This is a genomic window from Dietzia sp. JS16-p6b (assembly GCF_003052165.1).
Taxonomy (GTDB): Bacteria; Actinomycetota; Actinomycetes; order Mycobacteriales; family Mycobacteriaceae; genus Dietzia.
In genome coordinates this window covers 2,528,609-2,543,115 of record NZ_CP024869.1, presented here as the reverse complement: position 1 = coordinate 2,543,115, position 14,507 = coordinate 2,528,609, and the positions used below count along the sequence as shown (strand labels likewise).

Here is a 14,507-nt window from a genome sequence, read left to right as displayed (position 1 = left end):
CCGGTAGGTTCGCGGTGGTGCGGGCCGCCGGATCAGCCGCCGGATCATTCCGGTTCAGGCCAGGATGCGCGTGCCCTGGCGGAGCAGCTCGTGCAACCGCGCCTGATCCGCCTCGGGTTCGTCGACCCAGCGGCGGTAGGCCGAGAGGGCGATCCCCAGGGCGGCGTGGGCGGTGGCGGCGGGGATGAGGTCGTGCACCGACTCCCCGCGGCGCGCGGCGACGAACTCGGCCACGGCGCTACGCCAGTCCGCGTACATGAGCGTCGAGTGGGCCTGGAGTTCGTCGACCCCGAGCAGTAGTCCCATCCGCAGGCGGTGCACCTGCGTCTCGGAGTCCGGGAAGGTGTTGAAGGTGACCAGGGCGTCCGCGAGCGCGTCCCTCAGCGGGGTGGCGGCCGGGATCCGGGCGAGCTGGCGACGCATCCCGTCCATCTGGATGTCGAACTCGCCCCACGCGATCGCGGCCTTGCCGGGGAAGTAGCGAAACAGCGTCCGCCGGGAGATGTGGGCGGCCTCGGCGATCTCGTCGACACTGGTCGCCTCGTATCCCTGGCGGTCGAAGAGCCTGAGCGCCACGGTCACGATCGAGGCTCGCGTCGTGGACGGTCGCCGTCCGGGCGCGCGACTGTCGTTCGGCTCCGTCATCCCCGTGGCTCCGTCATCCCCGTGGCTCAGTCATTCCCATGATCGCCAAGCCTAGAGGCATCCCGGGGACGGGTTGTGCGCAGACCATTGCATTTGGCACTAGGTGTCAATATGATGCAGGTCTCACCGTGTGCGGTGAGTCACCCAACCCGCTGACGAGAGGAATCGCCGTGGACAACGCCCAGAACACCGAGGTAGTGCTGGAGGAGGCCCTCATCGAGGAGGTCTCGATCGACGGCATGTGCGGGGTCTACTGAGATGACCTCGGCAGCAGCGCCGGCCGGCGCCGGACAGGACGCCGCGCCCGCGGCCTTCGACCTCGACGCCGGCTGGCGCCTGCACCCCGGAGTGGCCCTTCGTCCCGAGCCGTTCGGGGCTCTGCTCTACCACTTCCACACCCGCAAGCTCAGCTTTCTCAAGTCGCCGACCATCGTCGAGGTGGTCCGCGCCCTCGCCGATCACCCCACCGCCCGCGAGGCGTGTGCTGCCGTCGGGGTGTCGATCGACGACCCCGCGACCGCCCGCCTGTACCTGCACGCGCTCGGCCAGCTCGCCGCCTCGCGCATGATCGAGGAGACCCCATGACCAGCACCCTCAGCCGCCCGGACGCCCCCTCGACGAGCACGGCCCCCGCTCCCGTCGGCCGCCTGGTGGACCAGTTCGAGCGTGGCCTCGACGCCCCCATCTGCCTGACCTGGGAGCTCACCTACGCCTGCAACCTGGCGTGCGTGCACTGCCTGAGCTCGTCGGGCAAGCGCGACCCCCGGGAACTGAGTACCGAGCAGTGCAAATCGATCATCGACGAGCTGCAGCGGATGCAGGTCTTCTACGTCAACATCGGCGGTGGCGAGCCCACCGTCCGCCCCGACTTCTGGGAACTCGTCGACTACGCCACCAGCCACCAGGTGGGCGTGAAGTTCTCGACCAACGGCGTGCGCATCGACGAGGCCGTGGCGCAGCGCCTGGCCGCGAGCGACTACGTCGACGTGCAGATCTCCCTGGACGGCGCCACGGCCGAGGTCAACGACGCGGTCCGCGGCCCGGGCTCGTTCGACATGGCCGTCCGGGCCCTGGAGAACCTCAAGAACGCCGGGTTCACCGACGCCAAGATCTCCGTGGTGGTCACCCGCGAGAACGTCACCCAGCTGGACGAGTTCAAGGCGCTGGCGGACCGCTACGACGCGACCCTGCGCATCACCCGCCTGCGTCCCTCCGGCCGCGGAGCCGACGTCTGGGACGACCTCCACCCGCTGCCCGAGCAGCAGAAGGACCTCTACGACTGGCTGGTCGAGCACGGCTCCAACGTCCTGACCGGTGACAGCTTCTTCCACCTGTCGGCCTTCGGCGACGGACAGGGCTCGCTGCCCGGGCTGAACCTCTGCGGCGCGGGCCGCGTGGTGTGCCTCATCGACCCTATCGGGGACGTCTACGCCTGCCCGTTCGCGATCCACGAGGAGTTCCTCGCCGGCAACATCGTCTCCGACGGCGGCTTCGAGAGCGTCTGGCAGACCTCGGAACTCTTCCGCGAGCTGCGCGAGCCCCAGTCCGCCGGCGCGTGTGCGTCCTGCAACTTCTACGACAGCTGCCGCGGTGGGTGCATGGCGGCCAAGTTCTTCACCGGCCTGCCCATGGACGGGCCGGACCCGGAGTGCGTCCAGGGGTACGGCGAGGGGCTGCTCGCGGCCGAGCGCTCCATCCCCTCCCCGTCACAGGACCACTCCCGGGTCAAGGGCCTGGCAGCGCGCAAGCAGCCCACCGGCCCGGTCCCACTGACCCTCATCACCACCCCTCCGCGCAGGCCCACCAGCCTGTGCGACGAGTCCCCGGTCTGACCGGACCGGCCGACCCGCCCCCACCGACCGCCTCCCTAAGGAGCCCTTCCCGTGTCACGCCTGTCCAAGATCGCCGAGGCCAACCCCTGGCGCACCAACCCCTGGTTCGAATCGGTCGCCGAGGCCCAGCGCCGCGCCAAGAAGAAGCTGCCCCGGAGCGTCTACATGGCGCTGGTGGCCGGCAGCGAGCAGGGCGTGACGATCGACGACAACACGGCCGCCTTCGCCGAACTGGGTCCCAAGCCGCACGTGATCGGAGCCAAGGCCGAGCGGGACATGGCCACCACGGTCATGGGCCAACCGATCAGCCTCCCGGTGATGATCTCGCCCACCGGCGTCCAGGCCGTGACCCCGGACGGTGAGGTCGACGTGGCCCGCGCGGCTGCCGCCCGCGGCACCGCGATGGGACTGAGTTCCTTCGCCTCCAAGCCGATCGAGGAGGTCATCGCCGCGAATCCGCAGACGTTCTTCCAGGTGTACTGGCTCGGCGGCAAGGAGAAGGTTCTCGAGCGACTGGAGCGGGCCAAGGCCGCGGGCGCGGCGGGCGTCATCCTCACCACCGACTGGTCGTTCTCCATGGGGCGCGACTGGGGTAGCCCGACCATCCCGGAGAAGCTCGACGCCAGGGCGATGCTCACCCTGGCCCCGGAGATCGCGGTGCGTCCGCGCTGGGCCGCCGAGTGGGCGCGCGACGTGGTGACCAACAAGCGTTTCCCCGACCTCACCACGCCGAATCTCGTGCACCAGGGGGAGATGGGTCCGACATTCTTCGGGGCCTACGGCGAGTGGATGGGCACTCCTCCCGCGACGTGGGACGACATCGCGTGGGTGGTGGACAACTACGACGGGCCGGTCATGCTCAAGGGCATCACCCGCATCGACGACGCCCGGCGCGCGGTCGACGCTGGCGTCAGCGCCATCTCGGTCTCCAACCACGGCGGCAACAACCTCGACGGCACCCCGGCCTCGATCCGCTGCCTCGCGCCGATCGTCGACGCCGTCGACGGCCGGGTCGAGGTACTGATGGACGGTGGGATCCGACGCGGTTCCGACGTGGCCAAGGCGCTCGCCCTGGGCGCCCGCGCCGTGATGATCGGCCGCGCCTACCTGTGGGGCCTCGGCGCCAACGGGCAGGCCGGCGTCGAGAACGTCCTGGACATCCTGCGCTCGGGCCTGGACTCCAGCCTCATCGGTCTGAGCAAGTCCTCGATCTCCGAGCTGAGCAGGGACGACTACGTGATCCCCGATGGGTTCATGCGTCGCCTGGGAGAGTGACCAGGGGGCGGCCCGTCCGGACCACCCCGTTACGTCTGTAGAGAAGAAGGAATCGCAGTCCATGGGAGAGTTCGACGGCAAGGTCGTCTACATCACCGGCATCGCGCGCGGCCAGGGCCGCAAGCACGCCATCCGCTTCGCCCGGGAGGGGGCGAACATCATCGGGCTGGACCTGTGCGCATCCCCGTCCGAGTACGTCGGGTACAAGGCGGCCACCGAGGAGGACCTCGCGCAGACGGTCGAGAAGGTCCGTGCCGAGGGCGGGGAGATCCTCGCCGAGGTCGGCGACGTCCGCGATCTGGCGTTTCAGCAGGACCTGGTCGCCCGCGGGGTCGATCATTTCGGCGGCCGCCTGGACGTGGTGATCGCCAACGCGGGAATCTGCAACTGGGGCAAGGTCTGGGAGATCGACGAGCAGCAGTGGCAGGACACGATCGACGTCAACCTCACGGGGTACTGGAAGACCCTCAAGGCCACCATCCCGCACATGCTCGCCGCGGACAACGGCGGGTCGATCGTCCTGGTGAGTTCCGTTGCGGGACTCAAGGCCATGCCGGTCCAGTCGCCGTACTCGGCGTCCAAGTACGGGGTGGTGGGTCTCGCGCAGACCGCGGCCAAGGAACTCGGCGAGCACCGGATCCGGGTCAACACGATCCACCCCTACGGTGTGCTGACCCCCATGGGTGCCGACGACCCCGCGGCCCACGACGTGTTCACCAACATGCCCCAGTTCCTCCCGCACTTCACGCCGATCCTGGGGATGGGGATGGCCACCACGGACGACATCTCCGACTCGGTGTTGTTCCTCGCCTCGGACGCCTCCCGCACCATCACCGCGTCGACCTTCACCGTCGACATGGGCGCGATCAAGGTCTGACCATCGATCCCGGCCTGACCATCGAGCCCGGTCTGGCTGTGCTGCCGCTCGGTGCCACCGAGCAGCACGGCGCGCACCTGCCCACCCAGACGGACACGCTGCTGGCCACCTCGGCCGCGCAGGCCCTCGCGGGCGACGGCGTCCACGTGCTCCCCGCCCTCGCGTTCGGCGCGAGCGGGGAGCACCAGTCGTTCCCCGGCACGGTGTCCATGGGCACGGAGGTCCTGGCGCAGGCGCTGGTCGAGATCGGGAGGTCGGCGTCCGTCCACACGCCCGGGTTCCTCGTGGTCAACGGCCACGGTGGCAACGTCGACGCGCTGCGACGGGCGATCCCGCTGCTGCGCGGTGAGGGCCGCGACGCCGCGTGGCTGCCGTGCCGGACGTCCGTGGACCCCTCCGACACCCATGCGGGACACGCCGAGACCTCGCTCATGCTGCACCTTCACCCCGAGCTGGTCCGCATGGACCGCGCGGCCCCCGGATGCACCCGGCCCCTGCCGGAGATCCTGCCCACGTTGCGCGATGGGGGGGTGGGCGCGGTGAGCCCGTCCGGGGTGCTCGGCGACCCCACCACGGCCACCGCCTCCGAGGGACGCCGACTGTGGGACGAGCTGGTCGCCGACGCCCGGGGGCGCATCGCACGCTGGGCGCCCGGCGACGCCGACGGGATGCTGCGGTGACCGCCCCGGACGACGCCCGGCGTGTCGTCCTGGACCGGCGCACCCGGGTCCTTCACCGCGGGGGCACGACGCGGATCCTCGGCGGCGATCCGGTCACCCTGGTCACCCCGGCGCCACGGGTGGCGGTTCTGCTCGACGGCGACGCGGTGCCCACCGGGACCGCCGCCGGTGCCGCGTTGGCGCGTGCCCTCACCGACCGCGGTATGGCCCACCCCGACGTCGGCGGGCCCGACACACGGGAGCTCTCGACCATCGCCGTGGTGATCCCCGTCCACGACGACGCGGCCGGAGTCGCCGCGGTTCTGGACTCCCTGGCATCCGAACTCGCGAGAGGCATGCGGGTCGTCGTCGTCGACGATGGTTCGACGGTTGCCCAGGCCACTACCCAGGCCACCACCCAGGCCACACCCTCCGCCGCGGTCCGCGTGGTGCGCCACGAGCACGCGCGCGGCCCGGCGGCGGCGCGCAACACAGGCACCGCCGTGGCGGTGTCGCAGGGCGCCGAGGTGGTGGTCTACCTGGACGCCGACGTGCTCCCGCAGCCGGGGTGGCTCGGGCCCCTGCTGCGACACCTCGACGATCCGCGCGTGGCGGCCGTCGCCCCACGGATCGTGGCGGCCGTCCCGGGGAGGTTCTGGGTCCGTGGTTACGAGACCGCCCGCTCCGCGCTGGACATGGGGCACGAACCGGCCCGCGTCAGACCGCGCACCCGCGTGGCCTACGTGCCCAGCGCGGCTCTGGCCGTGCGTCCCGACCGGCTGCCCCCGGTGCCGGGCGGCGCGGGGCCCGGCCCGTTCGACGAGCGGCTCCGCGTGGCCGAGGACGTGGACCTGTGCTGGCGTACCGACCGGGCGGGTGGACTGATCCGCTACGAACCGGCCTCGCGGGTCGCCCACCGGCACCGCACCGCACTGGCCCCGTTGCTGCAGCGGCGCGCGTTCTACGGCACCGGAGCGGCCCCGCTCGCGGACCGGCACGGGGCGGCCGTCGCCCCCGCCGTGGCGGCACCCTGGTCGCTCGCGGTGGCCCTGGGATTCTGGAGCGGGACCCCCGCCGGACTCCTCGTGGCGGCCGGCGCGTGGATCCGGGCGTGGGGCCGGACCCGGGCGTTGACCGGCGACGGCAGGGCCGCCGCCGAGGTGGTGTCGCGCGGATCGGTCGCGTCGATCCGGCAGCTCCCCGAGGCACTGCTGCGTCCCTACTGGCCGCTGGCCGCCCTCGCCCTGGTCGCGACGGCCCGCTCGCGCTCGCCCGTGGCTCGGGGCCTGCGTCGGCGGGTCGCGTTGGCGGCGGTGTCCGAGGGGCTGTGGCACTGGTGGGCCGCCCGCGAGCCGGGCCGGATGCCGGTGGACGAACCGCTCGGACACGTGATCCTGCACCGGCTCGACGACCTGGCCTACGGCGTCGGGGTGTGGCGTTCGGCGTGGGCGGTCCGATCGCTCGCCGCCCTGCGGCCGGAGCTGAAGCGATGAGGCCCTCCGGCGGGCACGCCGCGGACGTGGTGGTGGTGGGTTCGGGGCCGGCCGGGTGCGTGATGGCCCGTCGCCTGGCGGAGGCGGGCAGGGACGTGGTCCTTCTCGAGGCGGGAGCGGAGCGCGCGACCACTCGCGCGGGGGTGCTCGACATCGGTCCCGGGTCGCGGGTGGTCACGCGGTACCGCGCAGAACCGGGGAACGCCGTGCGCGGGGACGGCCGGCCCGGGCGCGCCGACCTGGAACTGCCCCGGGGGCGGACCCTCGGGGGGTCGGGCGCGGTCAACGGCGGGTACTGCACCCCGGCGCGCCCCTCCGACCTCGCCCGGTGGGGTGCGGACTGGCCCCGCCGGTACGCGGTGGGGTTGGCGCGGGCGACCGAACGTCTGCGCCCGCGGCTCGCCCCTGCCGGACCTGTCGCCGCGCGGGTGGCCGCGGCGTTCCCCGGCAGGATGTCCGCCATCGCCCAGGCGCGGCGGGACGGGCGGCGGGTCACCGCGTTCGACGCCTGGGATCCCGCCGGCGCGGGGGTGCGGGTGGTGACGGGCTCGGCGGTCCGGGAACTCGTGTGGGCCGGTGGTCGCCCCGGGGGTCGGTGCGCCGGAGTGGTGCTCGACGACGACGACGAGATCGCCGCCCGGGAGGTGATCCTGTGCGCGGGGACGATCGGGACGGCCCTCCTCCTGCTGGCCTCGGGGATCGGGCCGGAGACCGGCCACCCGGTCGGGCAGAGCACGCAGGAGCACCCGGAGGTCCTACTGGACCTGCCGACCGACCGGGTTCGCGGAGAGGCGGGTGCGGGGAGGGGAGACCCGCTCGTCCCGCCGCCGCTGCTCACCCACGTGGCGCGGTTGACTCTGCCCGGGCCGAAGGGCCCCGTGGAGATCGAGGTGCGGCCCTACTCGGTTCCGATGCACCGGGTGATCCCGGGACTGGAATCCCAGCCGCACCGGATCGGGGTGGCGCTGATGAACCCCGTGGGTCGGGGCCGGATCCGAGGTGGGAGCACCGCGGACAGCGGTCCTCACGTGGTGCTGGCCGACGACCCCCTCGACGCCGCCGCTCTGGAGCACGCCGCCGGGGCGGTCGCGGACGGACTGGGGATCCCGGATGGCGCGCCGCGGCCGGATCCGATCCGGTCCACCTCCCAGCACCTCGCGGGGTCGGCGCGGATCGGCGAGGTCGTGGACGACTCCGGCCGGGTCCTGGGGTGCGAGGGGCTGCGGGTGGCCGACGCCTCGGTGTTCCCGACACTGCCGCGGTGCGGCCCCTACCTGTCGGTTCTCGCGGTGGCCGAGGACCTCGCCGCGCGAGTGGTCCACCGGGACTCGTGGTAGAACCGATACGAGAACACGTTCCACCGCAGCGGTGGGGGTGCGGGCGGAAGGGTCAACATGACGAGTAGCGAGTTGGAGATCGAGACCGTCGAGCCCCGGTCGTTCACGGTCGCCGGAGCGGCCGGGATGCTCGTCGGCGACGTGTGGGAGCCGTCCGGTGGAGCCGATCCGGTCGACGAGATCCTCATGCTGCACGGCGGAGCGCAGACCCGGAACTCGTGGAACCGCGCCGCCCGGCGTCTGGCGACCGAGGGGTACCGGGTGACGACGATGGACGCGCGCGGTCACGGGGACAGCGACTGGGCGGACGACGGGGACTACGACATCCACCGCATGGTCGACGACCTGGAACTGATCGTGGCCGCACGCTTCACCGACCGGCTGCCGGTGCTCGTCGGGGCCTCGCTGGGCGGGTTGACCGGGCTGTTGGCGCTGGGGACGGGCAAGCCCGTCGCCCGGGCGCTGGTGCTGGTGGACGTCACCCCGAGGATCGAGGCGGAGGGTGTGGAGCGGATCGGGGAGTTCATGCGTTCCGGTCTCGACGGGTTCGCGGACCTCGAGGAGGCCGCGGACGCGATCGCCTCCTATCAACCGAATCGTCGTCGTCCATCGAACCTCGACGGCCTGCGCAAGAACCTCCGACAGAAGGACGACGGCCGCTGGTACTGGCACTGGGACCCACGTTTCGTCGCGGGCGCCACCGGTGACAACGCCGAGATCGGAAACGACTACTTCGAGGGGATCGTGCCCCACGTGTCCGAACCGACCATGCTCATCCGGGGGTCGCGTTCCGACATCGTCAGTGACGAGTCGGTGGCCCACCTGCTGCGACATCTCCCGCACGCCTACACGCACGAGGTCGCGGACGCGGGCCACATGGTGGCCGGTGACGACAACGCCGTGTTCCTCGACCAACTCGAGTGGTTCCTCGCGGAGATCCTCGGCTCCCCGCCCCGGCAGGGGGCGTCCGGGGAATAACCCCGATCGGGCGGCGTTGTTCCACACTGCACGGCCGTGAATACCCGCATGGGTATGGTTCGTGCGAGAAGGTCGTCGTCGGCGCGGGCTGTCCGTAGGCTGGCGACGAGAGACGACGGGACGAGAGTCGCCCCGTCCCGCTAGGAGGGCAATCGTATGACCACCGTCGACATCACGACCGCCGACTTCGAGAAGACCGTCACCGACAACGACATCGTCCTGGTGGACTTCTGGGCCGAGTGGTGCGGCCCGTGCAAGGCTTTCGGGCCGGTGTTCGAGAAGGTCTCCGGCAAGAACCCCGAGCTCGTCTTCGCGAAGGTCGACACCGACGCGGAGCAGCAGCTTGGCGCCATGCTCCAGATCCAGTCGATCCCCACCCTCATGGCGTTCCGTGAGGGCATCGCCGTGTTCCGTCATTCCGGCGCGATCCCTGAGCAGGCGCTCGACGACCTGGTCGAGCAGATCAAGGGTCTCGACATGGACGAGGTCCGCAAGGCCGTCGAAGAGGCGCAGGCACAGCAGGGCGACGCCCGGGCCTGAGTCCGGCCACGTCCGTCCGGGCGCAAAGCAAGAACACGTTCTCGAATCAGCGAGCTCCGCGCCAGTAATGCGGATATCGTGATGAGAACACGTTCCAGTGGCGGGATCCCCCCGTCGCGCCCGGAGGGAGTCGAATGAAGACCAAGGCCGCCATCGCCCGCGAGCTGGGCAAGCCGTTCGAGATCGTCGAGGCCGAGCTCGACGGTCCCAATTTCGGCGAGGTGCTCGTCAAGTGGAAGGTCGCCGGCCTGTGCCATTCCGACCTCCACATCACCAGTGGTGACCTGCCCGGGCGTCTTCCGATCGTCGGCGGGCACGAGGGTGCGGGCGTCGTCGAGGCGGTCGGGGAGGGCGTGACCCACGTCCAGCCCGGCGACCACGTGGTGGGTTCGTTCATCCCGGCCTGCGGCAAGTGCTCGGCCTGCGCCCGCGGCATGACCAACCTGTGCGACGGCGGACTCAACGGCACCATCGGCGAGATGGCCGACGGCCGCTACCCGTTCGCCCTCGCCAACGGTGAGACCGCGGGTGCGATGTGCACCCTCGGCACGTTCTCGCAGTACACCGTCGCCAACATGAACTCGGTGGTCAAGGTCCAGGACTGGATCCCCTTCGAGGTCGCGGCGCTCGTGGGCTGCGGCGTCACCACCGGCTGGGGATCCGCCGTCTACTCGGCCGATGTCCGGGCCGGGGACACCGTGGTGGTCTTCGGCATCGGTGGCATCGGCATCAACGCGATCCAGGGCGCGAAGCACGCCGGGGCGCGATTCATCCTCGCCATCGACACCGACGAGTCGAAGCTGGCCAAGGCCCAGGAGTTCGGTGCGACCCACGTCTACACAGACGTGGAGCAGGCCAAGGCCGAGTTGCCGGGCCTGACCTGGGGCGCCATGGCGGAGAAGGCCATCATCACGATCGGTGTGGCCGATGCGAAGGTGACCGCCGACGCCACCGACATGGTGGGCAAGCGTGGGGTCGTGGTCCTGACCTCGATGGGCGGACTCGACAACCAGTCCATCAACCTCACGGGGTTGTTCGTCTCGCAGTACGAGAAGGTCATCAAGGGATCGTTGTTCGGCTCGGCCAACGCCTTCCACGACATCCCCAACATTCTGCGGCTGTGGGACGAGAAGCAACTGAAGCTCGACGAGCTGATCACCCACCGCTTCACGCTCGACCAGGTCAACGAGGGGTACGAGATCATGGAGTCGGGTGGACAGGGCATGGTCCGCGGGATCATCGTCCACGACGACTGATCGCCTCGGCCCGGGCCCCGGTTCCCCTCGGCAGAGGTGGGCCGGGGCCCTCGCCGTATCCCGGACTGGACAGAAATACCCCCATGGGTACAATGGGCCGTGGATCGACACGCATCCGCGAGAGAGCAGGAGGGCCTGGTATGGCTGACGACGAGGCGAGGACCCAGGTGCTCAACCGCCTGCGCCGGGCGCGGGGGCAACTGAACGCGGTGATCGACATGGTCGAGCAGGAGCGTCCCTGCAAGGATGTCGTCACGCAGTTGGCCGCGGTCTCCAAGGCGCTGGACCGTGCCGGATTCAAGATCATCAGCACCAACATCCAGGAGTGCCTGGCCGCCGACGGCGAGTCCGGTGAGGACGGCATCACGGTCGCCGAATTGGAGAAACTCTTCCTCTCGCTCGCCTGACCGCGGCCAGAGACCGTGGGATGCTGGCCCCGGCACCCGCAGACACCCGACCACAGACGTGAGGACTACGACATGGACGTCGGAATCGGTACGTACACGGCGATGGGGTTCGACGAGGCGGTGGAGGCCACCCGCGAGGCGCTCGCCGACCGCGGCTTCGGGATCCTCCACGAGATCGACCTCACCGCGACCCTCAAGAAGAAGATCGACAAGGACATCGAGCGCGTCCTGATCCTCGGCGCCTGCAATCCCGGGTTCGCGGGCGAGGCGTTCGACGTGAGCAAGGAGGTCGCGCTGATGCTGCCCTGCAACGTCGTGGTCCGTGAGTCATCCGGGGGCTGCGTCATCGAGGCGCAGAACCCGGCGCTGCTGGCGCAGGTCATCTCTGGTGGCCTTCAGGACATGGCGGACGAGTTGTCCGCGCAGATGCGGTCGATGATGAAGGACCTGACCCGCTGAGTAGCCTTGGGGCATGACCCAGGAGCCGCACACCGATCCCCGGGCCCTCGCCCAGCAGAGACTGGAGGCGATGGTGGGCCGGGGGGAGTTGTCCCTCGCCGAGTTCTCGGACCGGGCCGCCCGCATCTGGTCCGCCACCTGCCCCTCCGAGTTGGAGGCGGCCCTGAGCGGGCTGCCGATGCACAGCGCCGCCGGGCCGCCCCCGACCTCGGCGCAGCCGCCGGCCACCCGGCCGACAGGGGCGATCACCGTGGACGAGAGTCAGAAGAGGACCTCGGTCTTCGACACGCTCAAGCGGGAGGGCCGGTGGTCCCTCCCGGATGACTACCGGCTGACGTCCTGGATGGGTGAGATCTTCCTCGACGCCCGTGAGGCGGTGGTCGACCGCCCACGCACGCACATCAAGCTCGATCTGTGGGCTGCCAACGCCAAGATCCTGCTCCCCCCGGGTGTCTCGGTCGCGGTGACCGGCAACCGGACGTGGTCCGAGCTCAAGATCGACGAGGGCCGCTACGACGTCCGTGGGGGCCCCCACCTGGACTTCGAGATCAACGGCTTCATGGCCGGCGTGAAGATCAAGATCCTCGCCGCGGGGGAGCGGATCCCCAAGACCTGGAAGTGGTTCTAGCGTCGCGCCGAGGGCTCACCCCTGCCGACGGCGCCACACCGTGTGACGGTGCCGGACCTCGTCGTCGTAGCCCTCGACGCGACTACGCGGGTCGGTGATCCAGTCGCCCACCTCGACCCGCTCCCAGGTCCCGTCCAGCTCCGGGGCGAGGACGGTCCCCGGGGCGTCCGCGTCGATCTCGGTGACCAGGCACTCGTCCGCCGCGACGAGCGCCGCGGCGTAGATCTGTCCGCCGCCCATGACGACGGCGTCGGGTCCGGCCGACGCCAGCGCCTCGGCCACCGACAATGCGCGCTCGGCCCCGCTGGCCGCCCACTCGGCGTCCCGGGTGCAGACGATGTTGCGCCGGCCGGGCAGGGGCCGGAACCGCTCCGGCAACGACTCCCAGGTGGCCCGACCCATCACCACCGGCAGGCCCGCGGTGGTCTGCTTGAAGAACGCGAGATCCTCCGGGACGTACCAGGGCATGTCCCGGCCGTCGCCGATCACCCCGCCGCGGGCCTGCGCCCACACCATCCGCACCGGCACGGTCGCCTCCGCCGCGCTCAGACCGCGACCGGGGCCTTGATGCCCGGGTGGTGCTCGTACCCGACCACGTCGAAGTCCTCGAAGCGATAGTCGAAGATCGAGTCGGCCCGCCGCAGGCGAAGCTCCGGGTAGGGGAAGGCCTCGCGGGCCAGCTGGGTCCGCACCTGCTCGACGTGGTTGTCGTAGATGTGGCAGTCGCCACCGGTCCAGATGAACTCGCCCACCTCCAGTCCGACCTGCTGGGCCACCATGTGGGTGAGCAGCGAGTAGGAGGCGATGTTGAACGGGACGCCCAGGAAGAGATCGGCGCTGCGCTGGTAGAGCTGGCAGCTCAGCCTGCCGTCGGCCACGTAGAACTGGAACAGCAGGTGGCACGGCGGTAGCGCCATGTCCGACAGCTCGCCCACGTTCCACGCGGAGACGATGTTCCGACGGGAATCCGGGTCGGAGCGCAGGAGGTCCACCGACGCCGCGATCTGGTCGACGTGCCGCCCGTCGGGGGTGGGCCAGGACCGCCACTGAACGCCGTAGACGGGTCCGAGCTCGCCGCGCTCGTCGGCCCACTCGTCCCAGATGCTCACGCCGTTCTCGCGCAACCAGCCGACGTTGGAGTCCCCGCGCAGGAACCACAGCAGTTCGTAGGCCACCGACTTGAAGTGGACGCGCTTGGTGGTGATCAGAGGGAACCCCGCCGCCAGGTCATAGCGCAGTTGGTGGCCGAACAGGCTGCGGGTGCCGGTCCCCGTGCGGTCGGACTTGGGGCTGCCGTGCTCCAGGACGAGTCGGAGAAGGTCCTCGTACGGGGTGGGGACGGTCATGACCGGCAGTCTACGTTCGAGTCGCTTGCGCGGCCTGGGCGGCCAGGATCTTCTCGGTGAGCTCGGGGCGGCAGATCAGCACGTCCGGGGAGTGCGTGTCGGGCTTGTTGAACCGGATGGGCGTCCCGTCGAGGCGCGAGGCGTGCAGCCCCGCGGCCAGGGCGACGCCCACCGGCGCGGCCTGGTCCCACTCGTCCTGACCGCCGGCGTGAAGATAGGCGTCCGCGTCGCCCAGCAGAACCGAGAGCATCTTGGCCCCGGCGGAACCCATGGGACGCACCTGCAGACCGACCGCGTCAGCGACCTGGAGCGCCCCGGGCGGGGGGTTGTTGCGGCTGATGACCATGGTCCCCGAGGGGGGCCGTCCACGTAGTCGACCTGGTCCGAACGGAACACTCGGCCCGAGTCGGGCAGTCCCACCGAGGCGACGGTGGGGTACCCGTCGACGACGAGCGCGACGTGGACCGACCAGTCGGATCGGCCGGTGGAGAACTCCTTGGTGCCGTCGATCACGTCGATGATCCAGACCCGGGACTTGTCCAACCTGCTCAGGTCGTCGGACACCCCTTCGGAGAGGGTGCCGTCGTCCGGACGGTGCACGGCCAGCACCTCGTCGGTCCAGTTCTGCGCGACCTCGTTGGCGACACGGGCCAGCGATCGTCCGCGGAGCAGCCCTCCGGCGCGCGTGCCCCGGACGATGTCCCCTATCCCCGTGGCGAGGAAGCAGGCGAGGTCATCGTCGTCGAGATCACGCGTGCTGTCGCTGTGCATGGCA

17 protein-coding genes and 1 pseudogene are annotated in these 14,507 nt (G+C 70.7%); 14 read left to right on the top strand and 4 right to left on the bottom strand.

Translation table 11 applies throughout. The features are described from left to right. Window positions 1-54: 54 nt before the first annotated feature. Entirely contained in the window at window positions 55-645 is a 591-nt protein-coding gene (mftR, locus tag CT688_RS11590) for a mycofactocin system transcriptional regulator (RefSeq protein WP_107757019.1), read from the bottom strand. A gap of 170 nt (window positions 646-815) precedes the next feature. Between mftR and mftA the strand changes: the two genes are divergently transcribed. The 14 genes from mftA to CT688_RS11520 all read left to right on the top strand — a co-directional run bounded on the left by mftA (window position 816) and on the right by CT688_RS11520 (window position 12,386). After that, complete coding sequence (gene mftA, locus CT688_RS17770; protein WP_063971908.1) at window positions 816-902, top strand: mycofactocin precursor MftA; 87 nt, start codon at window positions 816-818, stop codon at window positions 900-902. 1 nt (window position 903) lies between these two features. Then, the gene (gene mftB / locus CT688_RS11580) at window positions 904-1,230 is read left to right on the top strand and encodes a mycofactocin biosynthesis chaperone MftB (RefSeq protein WP_107757017.1); all 327 of its coding nucleotides are present in this window, start codon (window positions 904-906) and stop codon (window positions 1,228-1,230) included. Continuing rightward, window positions 1,227-2,477 carry a mycofactocin radical SAM maturase gene (mftC, locus tag CT688_RS11575; RefSeq protein ID WP_107757016.1) on the top strand — a complete coding sequence of 417 codons (1,251 nt, stop codon included), beginning with the start codon at window positions 1,227-1,229 and terminating at the stop codon, window positions 2,475-2,477. The genes mftB and mftC overlap by 4 nt, the downstream gene beginning before the upstream one ends. 51 nt (window positions 2,478-2,528) lie before the next feature. Then, complete coding sequence (gene mftD / locus CT688_RS11570) at window positions 2,529-3,752, top strand: pre-mycofactocin synthase MftD (protein WP_107757015.1); 1,224 nt, start codon at window positions 2,529-2,531, stop codon at window positions 3,750-3,752. A 61-nt stretch (window positions 3,753-3,813) separates the two neighbouring features. Continuing rightward, a complete protein-coding gene (locus CT688_RS11565) occupies window positions 3,814-4,629 on the top strand; it encodes a mycofactocin-coupled SDR family oxidoreductase (protein WP_107757014.1) in 816 nt (271 codons plus the stop codon). Continuing rightward, the gene (mftE, locus tag CT688_RS11560; RefSeq protein WP_370446357.1) at window positions 4,626-5,309 is read left to right on the top strand and encodes a mycofactocin biosynthesis peptidyl-dipeptidase MftE; all 684 of its coding nucleotides are present in this window, start codon (window positions 4,626-4,628) and stop codon (window positions 5,307-5,309) included. Before CT688_RS11565 ends, mftE begins: the two co-directional genes overlap by 4 nt. After that, complete coding sequence (gene mftF / locus CT688_RS11555; RefSeq protein ID WP_107757012.1) at window positions 5,306-6,781, top strand: mycofactocin biosynthesis glycosyltransferase MftF; 1,476 nt, start codon at window positions 5,306-5,308, stop codon at window positions 6,779-6,781. Before mftE ends, mftF begins: the two co-directional genes overlap by 4 nt. Beyond that, entirely contained in the window at window positions 6,778-8,118 is a 1,341-nt protein-coding gene (gene mftG, locus CT688_RS11550) for a mycofactocin system GMC family oxidoreductase MftG (RefSeq protein WP_231750314.1), read from the top strand. The genes mftF and mftG overlap by 4 nt, the downstream gene beginning before the upstream one ends. 57 nt (window positions 8,119-8,175) lie before the next feature. After that, entirely contained in the window at window positions 8,176-9,096 is a 921-nt protein-coding gene (locus tag CT688_RS11545; RefSeq protein ID WP_107757011.1) for an alpha/beta fold hydrolase, read from the top strand. A gap of 156 nt (window positions 9,097-9,252) precedes the next feature. Next, entirely contained in the window at window positions 9,253-9,636 is a 384-nt protein-coding gene (trxA, locus tag CT688_RS11540; RefSeq protein ID WP_107757010.1) for a thioredoxin, read from the top strand. 134 nt (window positions 9,637-9,770) lie between these two features. Beyond that, a complete protein-coding gene (locus tag CT688_RS11535) occupies window positions 9,771-10,892 on the top strand; it encodes an NDMA-dependent alcohol dehydrogenase (protein WP_107757009.1) in 1,122 nt (373 codons plus the stop codon). Window positions 10,893-11,032: 140 nt separating this feature from the next. After that, the gene (locus CT688_RS11530; protein WP_017836249.1) at window positions 11,033-11,299 is read left to right on the top strand and encodes a metal-sensitive transcriptional regulator; all 267 of its coding nucleotides are present in this window, start codon (window positions 11,033-11,035) and stop codon (window positions 11,297-11,299) included. Window positions 11,300-11,371: 72 nt separating this feature from the next. Beyond that, on the top strand, window positions 11,372-11,758 hold the full coding sequence (locus CT688_RS11525; protein ID WP_107757007.1) for a DUF302 domain-containing protein: 387 nt from the start codon (window positions 11,372-11,374) through the stop codon (window positions 11,756-11,758). Window positions 11,759-11,771: 13 nt separating this feature from the next. Beyond that, complete coding sequence (locus tag CT688_RS11520; protein WP_107757006.1) at window positions 11,772-12,386, top strand: DUF1707 domain-containing protein; 615 nt, start codon at window positions 11,772-11,774, stop codon at window positions 12,384-12,386. Between the two features lie 15 nt (window positions 12,387-12,401). Here the strand turns inward: CT688_RS11520 and CT688_RS11515 are convergent, their stop codons facing one another. From CT688_RS11515 to CT688_RS11505, 3 genes and pseudogenes are all read right to left on the bottom strand, one after another. Continuing rightward, window positions 12,402-12,914, bottom strand: a complete 513-nt coding sequence (locus tag CT688_RS11515; protein WP_107757005.1) for a dihydrofolate reductase — start codon at window positions 12,912-12,914, stop codon at window positions 12,402-12,404. A gap of 17 nt (window positions 12,915-12,931) precedes the next feature. Beyond that, window positions 12,932-13,732 carry a thymidylate synthase gene (locus CT688_RS11510; protein ID WP_107757004.1) on the bottom strand — a complete coding sequence of 267 codons (801 nt, stop codon included), beginning with the start codon at window positions 13,730-13,732 and terminating at the stop codon, window positions 12,932-12,934. Window positions 13,733-13,742: 10 nt separating this feature from the next. Continuing rightward, window positions 13,743-14,503, bottom strand: a pseudogene (locus CT688_RS11505) (inositol monophosphatase family protein). Between the last annotated feature and the right edge of the window lie 4 nt (window positions 14,504-14,507).